This window comes from Sphingomonas larreae, from assembly GCF_051400595.1.
Lineage (GTDB): Bacteria > Pseudomonadota > Alphaproteobacteria > Sphingomonadales > Sphingomonadaceae > Sphingomonas.
Window position 1 is genome coordinate 967,347 of sequence record NZ_JBLFFI010000001.1, and the last position, 20,623, is coordinate 987,969.

General features: G+C 70.8%; 15 protein-coding genes and 1 pseudogene. 6 read left to right on the forward strand and 10 right to left on the reverse strand.

Annotated features, from left to right (window positions below):
- Nucleotides 1-17: 17 nt before the first annotated feature.
- The 5 genes from tilS to ACMGDM_RS04300 form a co-directional block, all read right to left on the reverse strand.
- Complete coding sequence (gene tilS, locus ACMGDM_RS04280; protein WP_436802870.1) at nt 18-1,016, reverse strand: tRNA lysidine(34) synthetase TilS; 999 nt, start codon at nt 1,014-1,016, stop codon at nt 18-20.
- Between the two features lie 7 nt (nt 1,017-1,023).
- Nucleotides 1,024-1,887 (reverse strand): YbgF trimerization domain-containing protein, encoded by an 864-nt coding sequence (locus tag ACMGDM_RS04285; protein ID WP_436803624.1) that lies wholly within the window; start codon nt 1,885-1,887, stop codon nt 1,024-1,026.
- A 301-nt stretch (nt 1,888-2,188) separates the two neighbouring features.
- Nucleotides 2,189-3,070, reverse strand: coding sequence for a helix-turn-helix domain-containing protein (locus ACMGDM_RS04290; RefSeq protein ID WP_436802871.1), 882 nt, complete (start codon nt 3,068-3,070; stop codon nt 2,189-2,191).
- 114 nt (nt 3,071-3,184) lie between these two features.
- The gene (gene ptsP, locus ACMGDM_RS04295) at nt 3,185-5,452 is read right to left on the reverse strand and encodes a phosphoenolpyruvate--protein phosphotransferase (protein WP_436802872.1); all 2,268 of its coding nucleotides are present in this window, start codon (nt 5,450-5,452) and stop codon (nt 3,185-3,187) included.
- 419 nt (nt 5,453-5,871) lie between these two features.
- Nucleotides 5,872-7,812, reverse strand: coding sequence for a glycoside hydrolase family 84 protein (locus ACMGDM_RS04300; RefSeq protein ID WP_436802873.1), 1,941 nt, complete (start codon nt 7,810-7,812; stop codon nt 5,872-5,874).
- A gap of 147 nt (nt 7,813-7,959) precedes the next feature.
- Here ACMGDM_RS04300 and ACMGDM_RS04305 point away from each other — a divergent pair, with 147 nt between their 5' ends.
- Nucleotides 7,960-8,412 (forward strand): TM2 domain-containing protein, encoded by a 453-nt coding sequence (locus tag ACMGDM_RS04305; RefSeq protein WP_436802874.1) that lies wholly within the window; start codon nt 7,960-7,962, stop codon nt 8,410-8,412.
- 238 nt (nt 8,413-8,650) lie between these two features.
- Here the strand turns inward: ACMGDM_RS04305 and ACMGDM_RS04310 are convergent, their stop codons facing one another.
- On the reverse strand, nt 8,651-9,139 hold the full coding sequence (locus tag ACMGDM_RS04310; RefSeq protein WP_436802875.1) for a DUF6438 domain-containing protein: 489 nt from the start codon (nt 9,137-9,139) through the stop codon (nt 8,651-8,653).
- Between the two features lie 95 nt (nt 9,140-9,234).
- Here ACMGDM_RS04310 and rph point away from each other — a divergent pair, with 95 nt between their 5' ends.
- From rph to ACMGDM_RS04330, 4 genes and pseudogenes are all read left to right on the forward strand, one after another.
- Nucleotides 9,235-9,948 carry a ribonuclease PH gene (gene rph, locus ACMGDM_RS04315; protein ID WP_436802876.1) on the forward strand — a complete coding sequence of 238 codons (714 nt, stop codon included), beginning with the start codon at nt 9,235-9,237 and terminating at the stop codon, nt 9,946-9,948.
- The gene (gene rdgB / locus ACMGDM_RS04320) at nt 9,945-10,571 is read left to right on the forward strand and encodes an RdgB/HAM1 family non-canonical purine NTP pyrophosphatase (RefSeq protein WP_436802877.1); all 627 of its coding nucleotides are present in this window, start codon (nt 9,945-9,947) and stop codon (nt 10,569-10,571) included. Before rph ends, rdgB begins: the two co-directional genes overlap by 4 nt.
- A 226-nt stretch (nt 10,572-10,797) precedes the next feature.
- A pseudogene (locus tag ACMGDM_RS04325) lies at nt 10,798-11,603 on the forward strand (DNA/RNA non-specific endonuclease).
- Nucleotides 11,604-11,695: 92 nt separating this feature from the next.
- Entirely contained in the window at nt 11,696-12,016 is a 321-nt protein-coding gene (locus ACMGDM_RS04330; RefSeq protein WP_436802878.1) for a hypothetical protein, read from the forward strand.
- 91 nt (nt 12,017-12,107) lie between these two features.
- Here the strand turns inward: ACMGDM_RS04330 and ACMGDM_RS04335 are convergent, their stop codons facing one another.
- Nucleotides 12,108-14,471, reverse strand: coding sequence for a membrane-bound PQQ-dependent dehydrogenase, glucose/quinate/shikimate family (locus ACMGDM_RS04335; RefSeq protein WP_436802879.1), 2,364 nt, complete (start codon nt 14,469-14,471; stop codon nt 12,108-12,110).
- A gap of 559 nt (nt 14,472-15,030) precedes the next feature.
- Here ACMGDM_RS04335 and ACMGDM_RS04340 point away from each other — a divergent pair.
- Complete coding sequence (locus ACMGDM_RS04340) at nt 15,031-15,810, forward strand: SDR family NAD(P)-dependent oxidoreductase (RefSeq protein WP_436802880.1); 780 nt, start codon at nt 15,031-15,033, stop codon at nt 15,808-15,810.
- Nucleotides 15,811-15,850: 40 nt separating this feature from the next.
- Here ACMGDM_RS04340 and ACMGDM_RS04345 read toward each other — a convergent pair whose 3' ends face one another.
- The 3 genes from ACMGDM_RS04345 to ACMGDM_RS04355 form a co-directional block, all read right to left on the reverse strand.
- Entirely contained in the window at nt 15,851-16,432 is a 582-nt protein-coding gene (locus ACMGDM_RS04345) for a CAP domain-containing protein (RefSeq protein WP_436802881.1), read from the reverse strand.
- 171 nt (nt 16,433-16,603) lie between these two features.
- A complete protein-coding gene (locus tag ACMGDM_RS04350; RefSeq protein ID WP_436803625.1) occupies nt 16,604-18,523 on the reverse strand; it encodes a glycoside hydrolase family 127 protein in 1,920 nt (639 codons plus the stop codon).
- A gap of 119 nt (nt 18,524-18,642) precedes the next feature.
- Nucleotides 18,643-20,310 (reverse strand): carboxylesterase/lipase family protein, encoded by a 1,668-nt coding sequence (locus ACMGDM_RS04355; RefSeq protein ID WP_436802882.1) that lies wholly within the window; start codon nt 20,308-20,310, stop codon nt 18,643-18,645.
- Between the last annotated feature and the right edge of the window lie 313 nt (nt 20,311-20,623).

Genomic DNA, 20,623 nt, shown 5'->3' on the forward strand with positions numbered 1-20,623 from the left:
CAATGGAACAGCGTCGTTCAGAGTGATCGACGGAGGGGTGCTGGAGAAAAAAACCAGCCGCCATCATGCGCTTCCACCTTCACCCCGGCATGAACCGCGCCGCGCCGTGCTTCCAGCGCGTCGAGCAGCGGCTCGATATTGGCCGCGTCGGTGAAATCCGGACGCGTGATCGCGTGCGCCGCCCGAGTCGCATGAAGCGCACGGCGGAGCAGGCGACGACGCAGCTCGCGCGGCTGATCGGTGGCAGCAAAGGGACGATCAGGGCCGCGCCAGCGCTCGCGCCACAGCGACTCGGCGAGCCCCACGATCACCTCCTCCGCCTCGGCGAGATAGGTCGCCGCCGCCGCGAGCGCCGCTGGGTCGAGCGCCGGCGTGGCGGCAAGCGCGGCACGGACGCGGGTGCGATCGTGCCGCGGATCGTCGTTCGACGGATCATCGACGAACGGGGCGCCCGCCTCCTCGACCAGCGCGCGCAGCTCGGCGCGGCGCCATGCCAGCAACGGCCGCAGCAGCAGCGTGCTACGCTCCCGCCGTGCTGCGCGGATCGCGCTCAGCCCGGCCAGCCCCGAGGCGCGGTTGAGCCGCATCAGCAGCGTCTCGGCCTGATCGTCGGCATGATGCGCGGTGAGCAGCGCGTCGACGCGCTCGCGCTCGGCCCACTCCGTCAGCAGCGCGTAGCGTGCCTCGCGCGCGCGGCGCTGGAGCGAACTGCCCGCGACCGGCCCCGTCGGGACGAGCGTCGCATGCGGCACGCCGAGCTGCCCGCACAGCGCCGCGACCATCGCCGCCTCCTCCGCCGCGGCGGCCCGCAGGCGGTGATCCACGGTCGCCGCCACCACCGCGCCTGGGAAGGCGGCCGCGGCGAGCAGCAGCAACGCCATCGAGTCCGGCCCGCCCGACACCGCCACGCCGAGCCGCGGCGCGGCGCGCACCGCCGGCCCGCCAGGCGCGCGCGCAAATCCGCGGCGCAGGTCGGCGTCGAAGCGCGCCACCGCCGCCGCGGGCAGCGGCGCCACGATCAGCTCACTTGCACTTGGCGGCGGTGCGCGCCTTGGCGACATCGGCCTTGAGCCCGGGCGAGATCTTGTCGCCGTACACGTCGGTCAGCTCGCCATAGACCTTGCAGGCGTCCGCCGGCTTGTCGAGCTTCAGCAGCGCGGTGCCGAGATAATACAGGCTGTCCGGCGCGCGCTCGCCGTCGGGGTATTTCTTGTAATTGTCGTAGAAGGCGATCGAGGCGAGGCTCGGCTTGCCCTCGTCGAGATAGGAGCGGCCCAGCAGATTCTGCGCGAAGCTGGCACGGCGATGCTTGGGATAGGTGGCGACCACCTTCTTCAGCTGCGCCTCCGCCGCAGCATAGTTCTTGGCCTGCCACAGCCGATAGCCGGCGAGATAGGCGTCCTCCGCCGGGTCGCCGCTGCTCGGCTGCTCGCCCGCACCGGCATCGGCGGGCGCCGCGGCCGGCGCCTGCGGCACGATCACGCCCGTGTCACCGGCGCCCGGCGCGGGCGCGACCGGCTGGGTGAGCTTCGCGTCGGTCGCCTTGCGATAGTCCTCGAACTGCTGCTCGAGCTGGCGCAGCTTGTACTGCGTCTGCTCGATCTGTCCGGTCATGCTCGCCATCTGCTGCTCGAGCGAAGTGACGCGCGCGGTGATGTCGGTGAGCGCGCTGGTGGCGGGCACGCCCGCGGCATCGACCGGCGCGGTGGAGGGCGCGATCTGCGGCTCCACCATGGCGCCCGCCCCGCCGGGGAACACCTTGCGCTGCACCGCGCGCATCTCCGCCTCGAGCTTGCCGACGCGGCCCTCGATCTGCGCCGCTGCGGGCGTCGCGGCCGATCCTGCCAGCACCAGCGCCAGCGCGGCGCCCTTCATCCACTTCGCCATCATCTTCCGTCCCCGGTGCGCACCTGTTCGCACCTCTCTATAGGATCGAGCTGTCGCCACGGTGAAGCGCGACATGGGCGATGTCGGCCGAGCGTCGACCCGATCTACCTGACAGCGATCGCACCCTCGCATCACCCTACCGTCACTCCGGACCTGATCCGGATTCCTCCGTCAAATACCACCGCGGTCGTTGCAGTCGCGGCATTATGGACTCCGGATCACGTCCGGAGTGACGGAAGGGCGGCGAAGCCGGGTCTCGTTCCGCTCGGCTCACCCAAGCGCCTGAGCGATCCGCCTGCGCTCACCGTGCCACGTCACGAAACGCCGCCAGCTGGCTCGCGTCGCCCGGCGCCGTCGCCGTGTTCGCCGCGGTGGCCGGCGGCGTCGCGCTCGCGCTCGGCGCGGGGGCGGGCAGACCGCGCGCCGCCAGCGCCTCGGCGCTGATGCCGACGTCCTTGATCGCGCGCTTGCCGTCGCCCAGCGGCGCAACCTCGCGGCCGTCGACCGTCACGGCGAGCTGGTCCGGGCGACCGACGTTGATCATCGGTCGATCCGTCCCCGCGGGCACCTCGAAGGTCTGCCCCGGCTTCATCGTGCCCTCGAACAGCCGCTGCTTGGCGCCGTCATACACGCGCATCCACACCTCGCCGCGTGCGATCAGCACCACCTTGCCGGTGGCGGCGGGAGTGGGCGCGGGCGGCGGCACCGCCTTGCTGGACGCGACCTGCGCGCTTGCCGTCGCCTCGGGCGCCTGCTCGGCCGTGCCGCGGAACATGCCGGTGGTGAGCCACAGCACGCCCAGCACCAGCACCGCCAGCGCGAGCCCCGCGGCGACGATCACCAGCCCGCGCGATGGCGCGCGCGACGGGTCCGCGATCTCCTCGATATGATGCTGGCGCAGCGGCATTGCGCCGCGCGCGAGCTCGCCGCGGATCGCGCGCCCCACATCGGACTGATCAAGCCCGACCGCGCGGGCATAAGCGCGCGCGAACCCCGAGGCATAGGTCGGCGAAGGCAGCAGATCGAGCCGGTCCGTCTCGAGCGCCTCGAGGAAGCGCTGCGTCACCCGCGTCCGCGCCGCCACCTCGGCGAGCGAGAGGCCCTGCGCCTCCCGCGCGGCGCGCAACCGCGCCCCGACCGAACCGGGCGGGGACATCTGTGCGGATTGCTCGCCGTCGCTCATTCTTCTCTCCGCCCGGGACCCGCTGCGATCGAGCGGGCGTGCGTTCGTGTTCCAAACGCGAGCAACAGTGTCAACCGACGGGCTTCGAACGATTCGACTCAGCTCGTCGCGATGTCACGCCAGTTCGACCCCGTGCTCGCTCGCCCAGCCCGCGAGCGCGCCGCGCATGTCGCGCGGCGGGCGGACCAGCAACTCGTCGAGGAAGCGCGCAAGCGCGGCGCGGTCGAGCGTGCGGATCATCGCCTTGACAGGTCCCACCGCCGCGGGGGTGATCGAGAGCCGGTCGAGCCCGATCCCGATCAGCGCCATGGCTTCCAGCGGGCGCCCGCCCATTTCGCCGCACACCGCCACCGGCACCCCCGCCTCCCGCGCGGGGACGATCACGCGGCGCAGGAAGCGCAGGATCGAGCTCGACAGCCAGTCGTAGCGGTCCGCCAGCTTGGGGTTGGCGCGGTCGGCAGCGAAGAGGAACTGGGTGAGGTCGTTGGTGCCGATAGACAGGAAGTCGACGTTCGGCAGCAGAACGTCGAGCTGATAGGCGAGCGCGGGCACCTCCAGCATCGCGCCGTAGCGCACCTCCAGCGGCAGCCGCTTGTTGCGCTGGTGGAGGAAGGCGCGCTGCGCCTCGAACAGCGCCTTGGCCTCGTCGAACTCCCACGGCTCGGACACCATCGGGAACATCACGTTGAGCGTGCGCCCGGCGCCCGCCTCCAGCAGCGCGCGCGCCTGGGCCTTCATCAGCCCGTCGCGCTCCAGCGCCAGCCGCAGCGCGCGCCAGCCCATCGCCGGATTCTCCTCCTCGCCGGTGTGGGTCAGATAGGGTAGCGCCTTGTCGCCGCCGATATCGACCGTGCGGAAGATCACCGGGCGCGATCCCGAGGCGTCGAGCACCTCGCGGTACAGCCGCTGCTGGCGCTCGCGCTGCGGCAGCGTCGCCGAGACGAGGAACTGGAACTCGGTGCGGAACAGCCCGATCCCGTCCGCGCCGGTGAGATCGAGCACCGCCACGTCGTCGCGCAGCCCGGCATTGACCATCACCGTCACGCGGTGCCCGTCGCGCGTCTCGGGCGCGAGGTCGCGCAAGGCGGCATAAGCGGCCTTGCGCTTCTGCCGCGCGGCAAGCTTGGCCTCGAACGCCTCCTCCATCGCCGCGGTGGGGCGGACGGTCAGCGTGCCCTCGGTGACGTCGAGCAGCAGGAAGTCGCCCTCGGCGATCAGCCGGCGCACGTCGCGCACGCGGCCGAGCACGGGCACGCCCATCGCCCGCGCCACGATCGTGACATGCGCGGTGAGCGACCCTTCCTCCAGCACCACGCCCTTGAGCCGCCGCCGGTCATATTCGAGCAGCTCGGCCGGCCCGAGATTGCGCGCGATCAGAATCGTGTCCTGCCGCAGGCCGAGCTGCGCCGCGGTGCCCATCTGGCCCGAGACGATGCGGAGCAGCCGGTTGGACAGGTCCTCCAGGTCGTGCATGCGATCGGCGAGCAGCGGATCGTCGATCTCGCGCATGCGCTGGCGCGTGCGCTGCTGCACCCGCTCGATCGCGGCCTCCGCGGTGAGCCCGCTGTCGATCGCCTCGTTGATGCGGCGCGCCCAGCCTTCGTCATAGGCGAACATCTTGTAGGTGGCGATCACCTCCTGATGCTCGTCACCGACGCCGAACTCGGCCTCGCGCGCGATCCGGTCGATCTGCTCGCGCATCTTGTCGAACGCGGCGTAGACGCGGTGGCGCTCGGCCTCGGTGTCCTCCGCAACCGTATGCTCGATATGGATGCGCGGCTGGTGGAACACCGCGCAGCCGGCCGCCATGCCATCGACCAGCTTCTGCCCGGCGATCCGGGTCGAACCGGTCGACTGCGGGCGGTCGCTCGGGCCGCCCTGGTCGATCAGCCCGGCGTTGGCGATCAGCTCGGACAGCACCATCGCCACCGTCTGCAGCGCCTCGATCTCGACGTCCTCATATTTGCGCGGATCGGCATGCTGCACCGCGAGCACGCCGACCGCACGCTCGCGCCGGATGATCGGGACGCCCGCGAAACTATGATAGCGGTCCTCGCCGGTCTCGGGCTTGTACGCGAAATCGGGGTGGCTGGTGGCCTCGTCGAGGTTGAGCACCTCGTTGTTCCCGGCGATCGTGCCGACCAGCCCTTCGCCCAGCGCCAGCTTGGTGACGTGCACCGCCTCCGGTGCCAGCCCGCGCGTGGCGAACAACTCCAGCACGCCCTCGCGCAGCAGGTAGATCGAGCAGACCTCGCTATCGAGCGCCTCACCGATGATCTCGACCACCGAGTTGAGCTTGGCCTGCGCGTTCGACCGCGCCGCCATGACGTCGTGGAGGTTGACCAGGATCTCGCGGGCGGAGCGGGCGGCAGAGACGGGCATGGCGAGGGGCTATCAGACCGGTGGCCTGGGTGCCACGCAGCATTTTCTTGTGTGCGCCGCGGCAAGGTTGGCCGGCGAATGTTGAGAATGTTGAGACGCCGCGCGTTGGAGCGCGGCGGCGCGGCGAAGTTCGGGGCACGGGCGTGGTGGCGGGGAGGATCGTGCGCCGCGGAGCGCTGCGACGTGGGACCGGGCTTCGAGCATTCGCCGCCTGTAGCCCCGCGCGCCAAGCGTAGGACAGTGCGGGCGGCAACCGGCGGCAGCGGGTGCGGCGGTCCAAACGCCCTCTCCCTTGCAGGAAGAGAGTCGGAGCGGGCGACTCTACCCTCTCTTACAAGAGCGGGGAGCCACGCCCGCTCCTTCCCCCGTCCTGCAGCCGCGGAGTCAGGGGTAAGTTCGCCGGGAAAGCGGGCGTCGCCCTAACGCGCCGCGCCCACCAGCCCCGGCGCATCCGCGACGAAGCGGTCGAGCACGCCGTCCGCCACCTTCACCGTGCCGTCAAAGCGCGTCGCGCCGGGGATCGTCTTCACCGCCGCGGCCTGCGCGGCGAGCCGCCCGGCCTCCGCGAAGTAGCGCGACGCGCCCGTGCCACCGGCGTCCGCGGCGGCGAGACCCGCCGCGGTGAGCTGGAGCGCACGCCCCCACAGCGCGGTCGCGTCGAGCCAGGGCGCCGCCTGCGCCGCGAAGCCCGGGTCCACCACGCCGGCGCGGATCACGTCGGGCGCCGCCGCCAGCGCGTCGGCGCGCGCCGCCAGCGCCGCCAGCGCGTCCCGCCGCGCCCCCGCGTCGCCGTCCGCCAGCGCGAACCGCACCTGGTCGAGCACCGCCTTGAGTCGCGGCGCCGGGTCCTGCCACGGCTGGCTGCCGAAGGTGGGGGCGAGATGCTGCGTGTCGAAGAAGTCGAGCAGCGCCGCTGCTGCCCGCGCGTCACCGTCGGACAGCGCGTCCGCGGCGAAGTGCCAGCTCTGCGCGGGGTCGTAGCCGCGATCGTTCCACGCGAACGCCGCGACGCCCGCCACCGCGACGCGGCTCGGTGCCTCCTGGTTCATCGGGTTGGACAGGATCCCGCTCAGTTCGCCTGCCAGCCCCGCCTCGCGCCGCGCATAAGGAGCCAGAAGCAGCCGGCCGGTGGTCTGGGCGTAATCGTTGACCGGGTAATTGTCCCACAGCAACGTCTTGCGCCCGAACGCCTTGGTCGCCGTCTTGGCGTCACCGATCGCAATCGCGGGCGGCACGACGTCGGTACCGGTCCATTGCACGACCACGCGGGGATCGAGCTCGCGGCGCAGCGCGGCCTTGTAGGGCGTCTCCTTGGCGTCGTAATATTCAGTCGGCACCATGATCAGCGCCGGCGCCTCGCGGTCCTTGGCGACGAGATCACGCTGCACCGCGTTGAGCAGGCGCGCCTGCGCCACACCCGCCGCGGCCGCCCCCGAGGCGCCGAACGCGGCCTCGTCCTTGGCGCAGTTCCACTTCTTATACTCGATATCGTCGAGCGCGACGTAGAAGCTGCGCACCCCGATCCCGCGCAGCGCGTCGAACTTGCGTTCCAGCGTCGCCGCATCGGCGGGGTCGGAGAAGCACACCGTCGGCCCCGGCGAGATCGCATAGACGAAGGTGACGTGATTGCGCGCTGCCGCTGCCGCCAGCGTGCCCAGCTCGGCCAGCGTCGCCGCCGGATAGGGCTCGCGCCAGCGGTCGCGCGCATAAGGGTCGTCCTTCGGACTGTAGACGTAGGTGTTGGCCTTGACGCTGGCGAGGAAGTCGAGGTGGCGGATGCGGTCCTGCTGCGACCAGGGTCTGCCGTAGAAGCCCTCGATCGTGCCGCGGATCGGCATCGCGGGGTGATCCTGGATCACCAGCCCGGGCACCGCCCCGCGGCGCAGCAGCTGGCGCAAGGTCTGCGCGGCGTGGAACAGCCCGTCGGCGTCGTGGCCGGCGAGCGTGATCAACCCGCTCCCGTCCGTGGCGTGGCTGGCGATCGTATAGCCCTCCGGTTGCGCGTCCGCGGTGGCGTGGCTGCGCGCGAGCGCGTCGCGTACCACCGCGGCGCTGTCCGCGCCGATCACGAGGTGGACGCGCTCGAGCGTCCGCGGAAGGCGCGCGGCGGTGGTGACACTCGCCACCCCCGCCTCGGCGAGGATCGCGCGTACCAGCGCCACCGTCTCGGGCTGGGTATTCGGCGCGACAACGAGAACGACCGCCCGGCCCGGCACGACGCTGCCGCCGGTCAGCGCCATGTGCGAGGGCGCGGGGAAGACCGCCGGCAGCGTCGGCACCTGCGCCGCGGCGGGGACGGCGAGCGTGGCCAGCGCGGTGGCGAGCCCGAGGGTGCGCGGCGTGCGCAAGCGTGCGATCATGTCGCTCTCCGGTATCATGTTGGTATTATGCTTGTCTGGTTAGGCGGCGCGGCGCGCGGGGGCAAGCCGGCGCGACCACGACGCCGCGCGGCGCTTGCAAAAGCCGCAAGGCTGCGGGAACACCGGTGTCGCAGAACGGAGCGAGGCATGCGCGGACAGATACTCGGGGTGGACGTACGCAGCGGCGAGGGTCTCGTCGCGGGCGACGACGGGCAGCGCTACAGGTTCGCGCCTGACGACTGGGCGCAGCACGGCGAGCCGTCGCGCGGCCAGCTGGTCGATTTCGAGGCGGCTGACGGGCGCGCGCGCAACGTCTTCCCGGTCCCCGTCGCCGCGATGTCGACGGAACCGGCGCCGCTGCCGGCCGCGAGCGTGGCGCCGACCTCGGGCCGCAACAAATATATCGCCGCGGTGCTCGCCTTTCTCTTCGGCATGTTCGGCATCCACCGTTTCTATCTCGGTCGGGTGACCTCGGGGATCGTGATGGCCGTGCTGACCTTCACCGTGATCGGGACGCTCGTCACCTTCCCGCTCTCGCTGTTCGACATGGTGCGTTATCTGGTGATGTCCGATCGCGAGTTCGCCGCGCGCTATCCTTAGGCTTACAGGTCGGAAAGCCTCTGCCAACCTCTTCCGCCACCCGGACTTGATCCGGCATCCAGCGTGCCGCGCACTCCCGCAGCATCGCTCTTGCAGAGGCGTGGATCCCGAGACACGTCCGGAATGACGGAAGGTGAGGAGCGTTCCGCGCGTTTTGACGAGAGAGCCCTGTAGGAAAGGATCTGTTGGCCGGCGACCAGCTCTCACCGGGGGTAGCCGGCCACCGCCGTGCCGACAGCTACCGCCGCCCGATCAGCGCGCCGATCGGCAGCGCGGCGGGCGCCGGCTCCAGCGCGGCGGCGAGCGCCGCATTGCCGCGGTGGCAGCCCTTGTAGAAGCGGAGGTGGTGCTCGCCGTCCGCGCCGCGCCAGCGCACGTCGATGCTCGGCAGGTCGGTCGGCGCGTCGGCGCAGTCGGCGCTGCCCGGCGCGACCAGCCGCTCGCCCGCGGGGCGATACGGCGCCAGCGCGGCGGCGAAGCGGCGGTAAGCGTCGCGCGGCACCGCGATCGCGCGCGTGCCGGTCGCCGCGGTGAAGCGCTCGCCCGTGAAGCTGCCGGTGCCATCGCTGCGGACCGTCACGCGGTACACCGGGCAAGTGCCGAAGCACGGCGCCGTGGCGTAGCTGATCTCCTCCCCCGCCCTGTCGCGCGCGCCGTCGCGGCCGGTCGCGCATCCTACCAGCACCAGCGCCACTCCCGCCGCCATCGCCGCGCGTGTCGCCCGCATCGTCCCGTCTCCCTCGCTCCCGGCCCCCGCAACGCGCTGGCGCCGCGTCATCATCGCGGCTAGGGCCTGCCGCACCCTACCTTGAGGAGAGTTGAATGCGTCCCAGCGGCCGCGGCCCCGACCAGATGCGCGCGATCACGATCGAGCCGCGTTTCACGCGCCACGCCGAGGGATCGGTGCTGATTGGCTTCGGCGACACCAAGGTGCTGGTCACCGCCTCGATCGAGGAGCGCGTGCCGCCGTTCCTGCGCGGCAAGGGTCAGGGCTGGGTCACCGCCGAATATGGCATGCTGCCGCGCGCCACGCACACGCGCAGCAGCCGCGAGGCCGCCAAGGGCAAGCAGTCGGGCCGCACCCAGGAGATCCAGCGGCTGATCGGCCGTAGCTTGCGCGCCGTCACCGACATGGCGCTGCTCGGCGAACGCCAGATCACGCTCGACTGCGACGTGATCCAGGCCGACGGCGGCACGCGCACCGCCTCGATCTCGGGCGCCTGGGTGGCGCTGCGGCTCGCGGTGGACGCGCTGCTCAAGGACGGCAAGCTCAGCGCCGACCCGATCTGCCAGAAGGTGGCGGCGGTGTCGTGCGGCATCTACCAGGGCAACCCGGTGCTCGACCTCGACTACGACGAGGACTCGAACGCCGACGCCGACGCCAATTTCGTGCTGCTCGAGAACGGCCATATCGCCGAGGCGCAGGCCACCGCCGAGCACGCCACCTATGACGAGGAGGCGCTGCTCCGCCTGCTGCGGCTGGCGCGGATCGGCTGCACCGACATCTTCGCCGCGCAGGCGAAGGCGGTCGCGTGAGCGGCGAGGGCGATACGCCGCAGGCGATCCGCCAGCTCGCGCCGGGCAAGCTGGTGATCGCCAGCCACAACCAGGGCAAGGTACGCGAGATCGCCGCGCTGCTCGAGGGGCGCGGGCTCGACGTCGTCTCGGCGGGCGAGCTCGACCTGCCCGAGCCCGAGGAGACCGGCACCACCTTCGTGATGAACGCCGAGCTCAAGGCGCGCGCCGCGGCGGATCTGTCGGGGCTGCCCGCGCTGGCCGACGACAGCGGGCTGTGCGTCGATGCGCTGGGCGGCGACCCCGGCATCTTCTCGGCGCGCTGGGGCGGCGAGAACAAGGATTTCGGCCACGCCATGCGGCTGGTCGAGGACAAGCTGGCTGCGCTGCCCGACGCGCCGCGCACCGCGCATTTCGTCTGCGCGCTGGCGCTGGCCTGGCCCGACGGCCATGTCGAGTGGTTCGAGGGCCGCGTCGACGGGACGCTGGTGTGGCCGCCGCGCGGCGACAAGGGCCACGGCTACGACCCGGTGTTCCGGCCGGACGGGCACGACGTCACCTTCGGCGAGATGAACGAGCCCGCCAAGAACGCGATCAGCCACCGCGGCGACGCCTTCCGGCAGCTGGTCGCGGCGGTGTTCTGAGGGAAGTGGAGGCCCGCGAGGCCGCGTGACGGGAGGGGACGCGCGGCGTCTCCGCGCTTTCGATCTCCCACACCTTTCATCGCGTCACTGAAAAGATGATGACGAGTCGTGCGCTCGACTGAGCCACTGACCCGCGTTGGCGATCGCGCACGACCCGCCATTTGCTTTGTTGGACAGTGTTGCTCAGATGTTCTCGTCGTCTTCATGACGGAGCGACACGATGAACATGCCGCGGGCCCATCTACCGGCAGATCTGGATCCGGCAGAACGCCGACGTCTATTCGCGACGTGGCTGCGCACCGGGACGTTGCCGACATGGCGCGACGATGGCGTCGAGTTGAAGTTCAACCCTTGGCACGACCCCCGCGACGGACGGTTCACCTCGGGACCCCAGGTTGGCGACCCGCAGCTCGCTAGCTCGCCGCGCAAGCGAGTCTTCACCGGACACGGCGGCAGCTTCGGCGGCGGCGGTGCAACCGGCAGCTGGGGCCCGCCACCTTCGCGACCTCCGTCGCCGAACCCCGGCAGCCACGGCACCGCAACGGCGGTGCGACCGCACGGCCCTCACGTGCCGCCCGCACCCGAAGCGAACGTTGATCCGCGCGATCAACGGCACACGGTGACGCGCAACGGCTACGCCTTCGAGATCGACTCGCGTGGGCGGACGAGGCGGGTCACCGGGCATCTGACGATCGCCGCTACGCCTGTCCGCTCTCGGGCAGCGCAGGCGAAGGCAGGAGGGTCGGAGCGACGGCCGAGCGACCACGGGGGGCATTATATAGCCGCCCGGTTCAACGGCCCGACAGACGCCTTAATCACTTCGCTCAGGACGCCAACTTCAACCGCGGCCGCTATCGCTCGCTGGAGGATCAATGGGCCAGATCGAAGCGCGCAGGGAGAGACGTCGAGGTTCAGATCAGGCCTGCGTTCGACGGCAGCTCCGTCAGACCATCGACGATAGATGTATTCTGGAAGGTGGATGGTTCCGAGCACAGCGTTGAATTAAGCAATCAATCGAGGAAACGGCGCTGAGCGACGACAACGTACCTCATCTAAACAGTATAGGAAAACTCCTGGCAGAGGACGGAGACTATCCGCTCGATAACACTCTTCTCTATGCCGAGTTGGACGAAGGATACGTCGCTCCGTCGATCCACAAGGATCTCGGCGATCACATTCTTTACCGTCGGCCAGATCTCGATCGGCTCGGCGACACATTGCTTTACCTATGGGAGGCTCAGCCATCCGATGATCGCTGGGCTGCGATCGAGTACCTCGTTCGCGACGGGCGTTTCGAGGCGACATACATTTACCCGGACGCGATCGACCCTGAGGAGTTGTTGCTAGACCGCGTGCAGCGCGTGGTTCGGAAATATTTCGGTGACAAGCCCATTATCTATCCTCCGTGGCCCCCGGACGATGATGCGGAGAGCTTCACGCTCTGACTCTGCGCCGTCCGCGCTGACCGTGCTTTGTGGCACTGCGATGGCTTCTAGACGAAGAAAGGACGGAGAAATGCTCCGCTCCGCTCGCCCCTCACGTCCGCGGCAGCGCGTAGGCCAGCGTGTAATCCCCGTACCGCGTCCCCAGCGCGCCGTGGCCGCCCGCGGTGATCACGACGTACTGCCGCCCGTCGCGCCCGCGATAGGTCATCGGCGTCGCCTGCGCGCCGGCGGGCAGCCGCGCCTTCCACACCACCTTGCCGGTGCTGAGATCGAAGGCGCGCAGATATTGGTCGGTGGTGGCGCCGATGAAGGCCAGCCCGCCCGCGGTGATGATCGAGCCGCCGAGATTGGGCACGCCGGTCTTCAGCGGCACGCCGAGGTGCGAGCCGAACAACCCGGTGTCGCGCGCGGTGCCCAGCACCTCGCGCCACAGCACCTTGCGCGTGCCGAGATCGACCGCGGTGAGATGCCCCCAGGGCGGCGCGACGCAGGGCGCGCCGAAGATGCCGACCCAGGCCTTCACCACCGCGACATAGGGCGTGTTATACTGCGTCTGCAGCTGGGCCTGCATCGCGTTCTCGCCGCCCTGCTTCTGCTTCATCAGCTTCGCCGCGCGCGGGTCGTCCCGCCGCATCAGCCACAGCTTGAACGGCATCTCCATCGTGTTGACCGTCATGACCCCGCGCACCGGATCAACCGCCGCGCCGCCCCAATCGGTGACGCCGTCGAACGCCGGGTGGCCGATGATCGGCTTGAGCCCCATCGGCTGGTAGATGCCGGTGCCCTGCGCGCGGCGGATGTCGATGCGGCAGAAGAGCTGGTCGATCGGCGTCGCGCCCCACGTCGCCGCCTCGGTCGGCGCGGGCGGGGTGAAGCTCGGCATGCCGGTCGAGAAGGGCTGGGTCGGCGAGACGCGCACCCCCGGCGTGGCGCCGTCGGTGCGCACCTTCCGCTCGGTGATGGCGGCGATCGGCGCGCCGGTCAGCCGGTTCAGAAAGAACACCTGCCCCATCTTGGTGGTCTGGATCAGCGCCGGGATCACCTGCCCGTTCGGCGCGCGATAGTCGAACAGCGACGGGCCGATCGGCAGGTCCATGTCCCACATGTCACGGTGGACCAGCTGGCGCACCCAGCGCAAGCGGCCGGTCTGCGCCTCGAGCGCGACGATCGCGCTGCCGAAGCGGTCGTCAAACGGGCGGCGGTAGCCGATCCAGTAGTCGGGCGAGGCGTTGCCGGTGCCGAGATACACCAGCCCGTTGTCGGAGTCGGCGGTGATCGCGCCCCACACGTTGGGCGTGCCGCGCGTATAGACCTGCCCCGCCGGCAGCGGCGGGATCGCGTCGGGCGAACGGCCGACGTCCCACGCCCAGACCGGCGTGCCCGAGACCGGATCATAGGCGCGCACCACGCCCGAGGGGATGTCGCGGTTGACGTTGTCGGTGATGCGCTCGCCGATGATCAGCCGACCGTTCACGACTACCGGCGGCGTGGTGCCGATCTGGTCGGAGGGTCTGGACGTGCCCATGTTGGCGCGCAGGTCGATCGCGCCGCCTTGGCCGAAGCTCGGGCACGGCCGGCCGGTATCGGCGTCGAGCGCGACCAGCCGCGCGTCGAACGTCGGCGCGAAGATACGCCGCGGGCAGGGCGTGCCGGCGGGCGCCTCGAAATAGGTGACGCCGCGGCAGACGAGATAATTGTTGCCCGCTATCTGGGCGGCCTCGTGCCAGCTCCACTTGGTCTTGCCCGTGGTGGCGTCGATCGCCTGGACGAAGGAGTGGGGGGTGCAGGTGTAGAGCGTGTCGCCGATATGGATCGGGGTCGCCTCGGAATGATATTCGCGTTTGTGCTCGGTCGCCTCCGCCGGCATCGGCAGGTCGCCGGTGCGCTGCGTCCAGGCGAGCTGGAGCTTGCCGACATTCTGCGGCGTGATATCCGCCAGCGCGGAGTAGCGCCGCCCCGCGGGGGTGCCGCCATAGTCGCGCCAGTCGGCGTCCGCCGGGCCGGTCGGCGCTGCGGCAAGGGCAGCGCGCGGTGCGCTTCCCTGCGCTTCGACGTCCTGGTGGCCGAGCATCAGCCCGAGCCCCGCCAGCGCGGCCACGCCCGCGGCCACTGCCGGCACCGCGCGCGAGCGGGCGCGCGGCCCGCGCCGCCAGCCGGTCAGCAGCACCAGCGCGAGCAGCACGGTCGGCGCGACCAGCCGCGGGATCAGCTGCAGCCCGTCAAATCCGACCTCCCACAGCGCCCACAGCAGCGTGCCAACCCATATTGCGACATAGAGCCAGCGCCCGGCGGCGTGCCCGCGCCCGAGCAGCGCCCCGCTCGCCGCCATCGCAATTCCGGCGATGAGGTAATAAGGCGAGCCGCCGAGCGAGGCGAGCACGCCGCCCGCCACCGCGAAGAACCCGCCGAGGATCGCGATGACCCACGCCAACGCCATGGTGAGCAGCCGTCCCATGCCCGCTTCCTCTATGATGCAGGGCAAGAACGCGGCGGCCGCGAGAAAGTAACAGGATGTTGCTGGCGGAGGGTGCGTCGCTCACTCACCTGCGATCCACACGCCTCGTTGGGGCGGGACCTCTCCCCTCCCCTTCCCTGCCGTCATCCCGAACTTGGTCCGGGACCCACTGATCCGACGGAGCAACGGGTGCGGAGTAAGCGGCACGGTGAACCCCGGACCAAGTCCGGGATGACCGGAAGGCTGTGGCGGCCTGATCTGAACCTTCGACTTCTGGGCGCCCTCTCTGCCGACGGGGCGATGCTCCCTTCCGCCGCGCGGCTCGTTGCACCCCGCCCGCACCTTGGCTGACGAAGAGCCAGAAAAAGCAGCGACCTTCGCCAACGGCCGGTTCGCCCGCCGTCACCTCGCCACGCCCAACCCGCCCTTCCCCTCTGGGTGATCGCGCCCTATCCTGCGCTTCGGTCAACGGAGTCGACGCACATGGTCCCGCATCGCCGCTGAGGCGGCCCGGCACGGCGGCACGCGCCGCCCCCTGCTCTCCTGACCCGAGACCGACATGACCCGATTGAACGGCAAGACCTGCGTCGTCACCGGCGCGGCGCGCGGCATCGGCCGCGCCATCGCCGCGCGCTTCCACGCCGAGGGCGCGCGCGTGATCCTCACCGACATCGACGGCGCCGCCGCCAGGGCGGCGGCGGACGCGATCGGCTGCGACGTTGCTCCACTGGACGTGCGCGAGGAAGCCGATTGGGCGCGCCTCGCCGAGCAGCTCCCCGCCGCCGACGTGGTGGTCAACAACGCAGGCGTCACCGGCTTCGAGCACGGCGCGGTGGCGCATGATCCGGAGCATGCGTCACTGGCGGACTGGCGCGCGGTGCACCGCGTGAACCTCGATGGCACCTTTCTCGGCTGTCGCTACGCCATCGCGGCGATGAAGCGCGCCGGCAGCGGATCGATCATCAACCTGTCGTCGCGCTCGGGCATGGTCGGGGTTCCGGCCGCCGCCGCTTATGCCGCGTCCAAGGCGGCGATCCGTAACCACAGCAAGACCGTCGCGCTCTACTGCGCGCAGCAAGGCTGGGCGATCCGGTGCAACTCGATCCACCCCGGCGCGATCCTGACGCCGATGTGGGAGGCGATGTTGGGCGACGGCCCCGAGCGGGCGGCGCGGATGCAGGCACTGGTCGCCGACACGCCGCTGCGCCGGTTCGGCCGCGCGGAGGAGGTCGCGGCCGTGGCAGTGATGCTCGCGTCGGACGAGGCGAGCTATATCACCGGCACCGAGGTGACGATCGACGGTGGGTTGCTCGCCGGGACCGCCGCGCCGCCGGGCTGAGCGGCGCGGCGCCCGCGCGCGCGGCGGTTCAACGAATCAGCTAATAGGCGACCTGCCCGATCACCTCGCCGGCGGGCGCGTAGCGACAGACGAGCACGTCGTCGCGCTGCCCGGCCGCCAGCGCGCAGCCCAGCCGGGTGGTGCCGCGCCAGACGATCTGCGCATAATGCACCGCATCCTGCCACCGCCCGGTGCGGCTGAACCACGGCGACGGCGCGTTGACGTAAACGCGTCGCTCGTCGAGCCACCAGCGCACCATCTCGGCATAATCATAGGCGTCTCGCGTTCCGGCGAACAGGTTCTCGCCGTGGCGCGCGCCGCGCGGCTGTCGCGCATGCGCGAAGCGGCCGGTATGCGCGAGCTCGCGCGCGTAAGCGTCGGCGGCGCGCGCCAGCGCCTCGTCCCAGGCGAGCGGCGGCAGCGCCAGCTCGGCGCGCGCGCGATTGTGCTCGGCCAGCATCGCCGCGCGCAGCACCGCGCCGTCGCGGACCGCGGGGCCGGCGCGTCGGCGCCACGCGGTCTCGTCGGCGCGCGGCGGCGCCGGTCGCGCCGGCTCGGCGACCGCAGCGGATCGCGCCAACAGTGCGGCGAGGAGCAGGATGGCGGTTCGTTGCGATCTCACAACGAGCGCTCCTACCCCGCGCGACTCGCTGTGCAAGCCGCTTCGGCGAAGACGCTTCGAGCGGCTGTTCTGGAGTGGGACCGAGCGTCGGACCGGGCGGTGACCCGCCCGACGATGCGGACGGCGTGCCCACCGCCGCGCAGGACAGGAGCAACGCCGTGCCGTCGCGCGTCAGGCGGTGCCCGGCGCCAGCTGCCAATAGGTCGCGTAGCGCTGATGCGCGATGCGGTAATACGGCACCAGTTGGACCGGGCGCCGCTCGGCCGAGGCCACGGTGAACTCCAGCGGGCGCCCACCCGGCCGCACCGCGGCGGCGAGCGATGCCGCGTCGCCCGCCAGCGTCGGCGGGGTGAACGGCGCGTCATTGTAGCTGCCGTAGCGGCGCTCGTTGACGATGATGTCCGCGCCGGGGGCGAGCTGGTCGCGTCCCAACGCCCCCGCCAGCACCAGCGGACCGTACAGCATCGCGGCGATGCCGGGCGCGGCGGGTGCCTCCTCCACCGTGACGCGCATCGCCAGCCGCAGCTCGACGCGGTCCCCATCGCGCCACGTGCGCGACACCGCGATGTAGCGACCGGGCACCACCGAGCGCGCGACCTCGCGGCCATTGACCAGCACCACCGCGTCGCGGCTCCAGCGCGGGTGGCGCAGCTGCAGCGTCAGTTCGGTCGGGCGCTCCAGCGCCCAGCGCAAGGCGGTGCCGGCCTGTTCGGGGAAGGCGGTGGTCTGCGTCAGCGTCGCGCGCTGCGCGGTCCAGCGCAGCGTCGAGGGAATGAAGAGGTTCACGTACAGCTGGCGATCGTCGTGGAAGTAGATCGAATCGCGGTATTTGACGTGGTTCTCCATGCCCGTGCCGGTGCAGCACCAGAAGGAGTCCTCGGGCGTGTGGTACAATTTCATGTAGCCCGGCCGCGCGCCCTGGAAATAGGTCGCCATCCCGCTGTCGGGGTCCTGCGAGGCGAGGATGCCGTTGTAGAGCACGCGCTCATAGAAGTCGGCATAGTCCGCGCTGGGGTTCTGGAGGAACAGCGCGCGCGTCAGCTTCAGCATGTTGTGCTGGCCGCACGTCTCCGAACCTTTCGCCGAAAAGACGTGCTCGGCGAACGCGGCGACGGGGAAGAAATGTTCGTTGTCGCCGTGCCCGCCGGTCGCGAACGAGCGGGTGTGCGCGACGGTGCGCCAGAAGAAGGCGGCGGCATCGCGATAGCGTGGGTCGCCGGTCACCTCATAGACGCGCTCGAACCCGAAAATCTTGGGGATCTGCGTGTTGGCGTGGAGCCCGTCGAGCTGGTCGCGCTGGCGCGCCAGCGGATCGAGGATCGCCTTGTGCGAAAAGCGCTGCGCCAGCGTGCGATAATCGGCGTTGCCGGTCATCAGGTACAGATCAGCGAGCACCTCGTTCATGCCGCCATGCTCGGTCTCGAGCATCGTCTCGAACTGCTGGTCCGACAAGGGCCTCGTCGCCACCACCGCCCAGTCGGCGAAGCGGATCAGCACCGCGCGCGCGCCCGCGCTGTCGGCCAGCAGCGCGGCGTCGCGCAGCCCCGCATACACCTTGTGGAGCGTGTACCAGGGCACGCCGGTGATGGGCTCGCCGCGCAGATGCGCCGCGACCAGCGCAGGCCCCTTGGGGAAAGCGCAGACCAGTCCGCTGCCGGCGGCGCGCTGGCACTCGGCCAGCTCCGCGACGATATGCTCGATCCGCTGGCGGTAGCGCTCGTCACCGGTCGAGCGCCACGCCAGCGCGCAGGCGGAGAGATAATGGCCGAGCGTATGGCCATGGCAGTTGATGTCGGCCCAGGTCGGCTCCGACTCCCACCCACCATAGACTGGCGCCTTGGGCTTGAGCCCCGCGTTGACTCGGAAATTGTGGAGCATGCGGTCGGGCTCGAGCCGCAGCAGATAGGCCTCGGTGAGCTTCTGCGCGCGCAGGAACGGTCCGTCGCCGAGGTCGACGTCGTGGAGATCGAACGGCGCCAGCTTGCCGCGCGCCACCGCCAATGTCGGCGCCGCGGCCGTGGGCACCGCCGCGCCGACCAGTGCGGTCACCGCCGAGCTGGCGAGGAAACGCCGGCGCGACCATTGTCTCATCGCCTTGTTCACGACCACTCACTCTCTCCGTTCCGCGCCCCCCGCGGCGCTGATGTCTTTGCAGGTCTGCTACCTAGCAGCCGCACGCGCTGGCGGACAGCAGTGCGGCGCCGCAGCGCTCAGGCGAGCAGCACGCGGCGTACGTCGCCCTCCGGATCGTCCACCATGCGGCAATGATCGTCCAGAATCATCGTCTGGCAGCGCGTCGGGTCGCTCGGCTGCCAGGCGAGCCCCGGCTGGCTCGGGTCGCCGGTGCGCGCAAACTGCGCCCAGGCGGTGGCCATGCGCCGCGCCAGCCGCTGCGCCTCGGGCGTGTTCCCCGTCCCCTGATCACACAAAGCGGTGTTGTCGAAACAGAAGGCGAGCTCCGCGGTGTGCCAGGCGCCGCACTGGCCATCGAGCTGGGGCGACTGCCAGGTGAACCAATATTGGTAGGCGGGCGCCCCGCCCGCATCGTGGCGCAGCTTGATCATGCGCTGGACGTTGTTGCGCTGCGCATAGCCGCCGACCCCGTAGGAGAGCGTGCGGATGCTCTTCTCGGGGTGCGCGCGCTTCATCGCGGCGACCAGCTGGTCCGCCTTTGCCGCGCCGAGATCCTTGGCGAGCGAGGCGCGCCACTCCGCCTCGCTCGGGTTGGAGCTGTACGACATGCCCTCCTCGCTGACCGACCCGATCAGCAGCGGGACGTCGCGCGTCTGCGCGGGGGCGGCGTCGTGGAACGAGCGCAGCGTGATCGTCGCGTCGTCGAGCGTCGGGCCGAAGCCGACCCGCGGCGCGCCCGCCGCGCCCATCGCGAACCAGAAGGAGCGCCGCGCCGGCCCGTTGATCTCGGCCGCGGCCTGGTTGCCCGCCTCGAACAGCCGCTGCCACGGCATCGCCTGCAGCGCCGCCATGTCGCGCGGACCGATGCCGAGCGCCGTGACGACGCGGCGCGCATAGTCGCGCGACTGCTCGCGCGTCGGCAGATTGCCGCCCCCGCCCGACTGGATCGCGGCGCGATGGATCAGCCCGCGCGCGGACGGCATGCCGAGCAGGGTGGTCACCTTGGACCCGCCGCCGGACTGGCCGTAGATCATCACCTTGTCCGGATCGCCGCCGAACGCCGCGATGTTCTCGCGAACCCAGCGCAGCGCGGCGACGCAGTCGGTCATGCCGACATTGACCGACCCCGCATAGGCCGCGCCGCCGACCTCGGCGACGTCGAGGAAGCCGAGCACGTTGAGCCGGTGGTTGACCGAGACCTGCACCACGTCGTGATGCCGCGCCATCTGCGCGCCGTCGTGCGCGGCGAGCTCATAGGCGGAGCCGAAGCTGAAGCCGCCGCCGTGGAAATACACCATCACCGGCCGGCTGCCGCTCAGCGACGGCGTCCAGACGTTGAGCTTGAGCATGTCCTCGCCCTGGAAGCCGTCGGTCCATTGCTGGAGGAAGGTATGCTCCTTGGCGCGGAAGCTGTGCGGGGTCTGCGGGCAATTGGCGCCATAGGCGAGCGCGGGATAGGGATCGCTCCAGCGCGCCGGCGCCTTGGCGGGGAGCCAGCGGTTGGCGCCGCCGGTGTCGTCGCCATAGGGGATGCCCTTGAAGGTGAGCACGTCGCCGGCGATGTAGCCGCGCACCGGACCGTATTGGGTGCGCGCGATCGCGCTGCGCGGCGTGGTGCAGCGGGCATCGGTGGGGCGCTCGCGCGTCGCGGCGGCGGCGTCGCCGGGCAGCGCCAGCCCCGCGCCGGCGGTGAGGCTGCCGAACAGCGCGCCGCGCCGGCCGATCCTGACGGGTGATGACGCCATCGCCGCTTCCTCTCCTGCGCGGGCGTGATCGCCGTCGCGTGTTAACGATACCATGGGAGAGTGCGGAAGCGGTCGCGGCGCGTCAAGGGGGGTGGAGGGTGGTAGCAATGGGGGGCGTGGCGGGGATCCCCCGATGTAGCGAGACGCTCGGCTTACCCCCGCAGCCCAAGCCGATCCGGCTGCGATCATGCGAGGCGTGGGGAGGTCTACCTCGCCGGCCCGATCAGAGGCGGAGCGCTGCGTTCACAAAGATGTTGAGGCCGTACAAGGCAAGAGCCCACCCGATCACCATCGCCACGGGGTGCGCCGGTTC

Bases quoted from the DNA above. Each gene is read 5' to 3' on its own strand.
- ACMGDM_RS04335 (WP_436802879.1), bottom strand. From the start codon at position 14,471: ATGGGACGGCTGCTCACCATGGCGTTGGCGTGGGTCATCGCGATCCTC.
- ACMGDM_RS04350 (WP_436803625.1), bottom strand. From the start codon at position 18,523: ATGAGACAATGGTCGCGCCGGCGTTTCCTCGCCAGCTCGGCGGTGACC.
- ptsP (WP_436802872.1), bottom strand. From the start codon at position 5,452: ATGCCCGTCTCTGCCGCCCGCTCCGCCCGCGAGATCCTGGTCAACCTC.
- ACMGDM_RS04355 (WP_436802882.1), bottom strand. From the start codon at position 20,310: ATGGCGTCATCACCCGTCAGGATCGGCCGGCGCGGCGCGCTGTTCGGC.
- rph (WP_436802876.1), top strand. From the start codon at position 9,235: ATGCGTCCCAGCGGCCGCGGCCCCGACCAGATGCGCGCGATCACGATC.
- ACMGDM_RS04310 (WP_436802875.1), bottom strand. From the start codon at position 9,139: ATGCGGGCGACACGCGCGGCGATGGCGGCGGGAGTGGCGCTGGTGCTG.
- ACMGDM_RS04340 (WP_436802880.1), top strand. From the start codon at position 15,031: ATGACCCGATTGAACGGCAAGACCTGCGTCGTCACCGGCGCGGCGCGC.
- ACMGDM_RS04305 (WP_436802874.1), top strand. From the start codon at position 7,960: ATGCGCGGACAGATACTCGGGGTGGACGTACGCAGCGGCGAGGGTCTC.
- ACMGDM_RS04290 (WP_436802871.1), bottom strand. From the start codon at position 3,070: ATGAGCGACGGCGAGCAATCCGCACAGATGTCCCCGCCCGGTTCGGTC.
- ACMGDM_RS04285 (WP_436803624.1), bottom strand. From the start codon at position 1,887: ATGGCGAAGTGGATGAAGGGCGCCGCGCTGGCGCTGGTGCTGGCAGGA.
- ACMGDM_RS04300 (WP_436802873.1), bottom strand. From the start codon at position 7,812: ATGATCGCACGCTTGCGCACGCCGCGCACCCTCGGGCTCGCCACCGCG.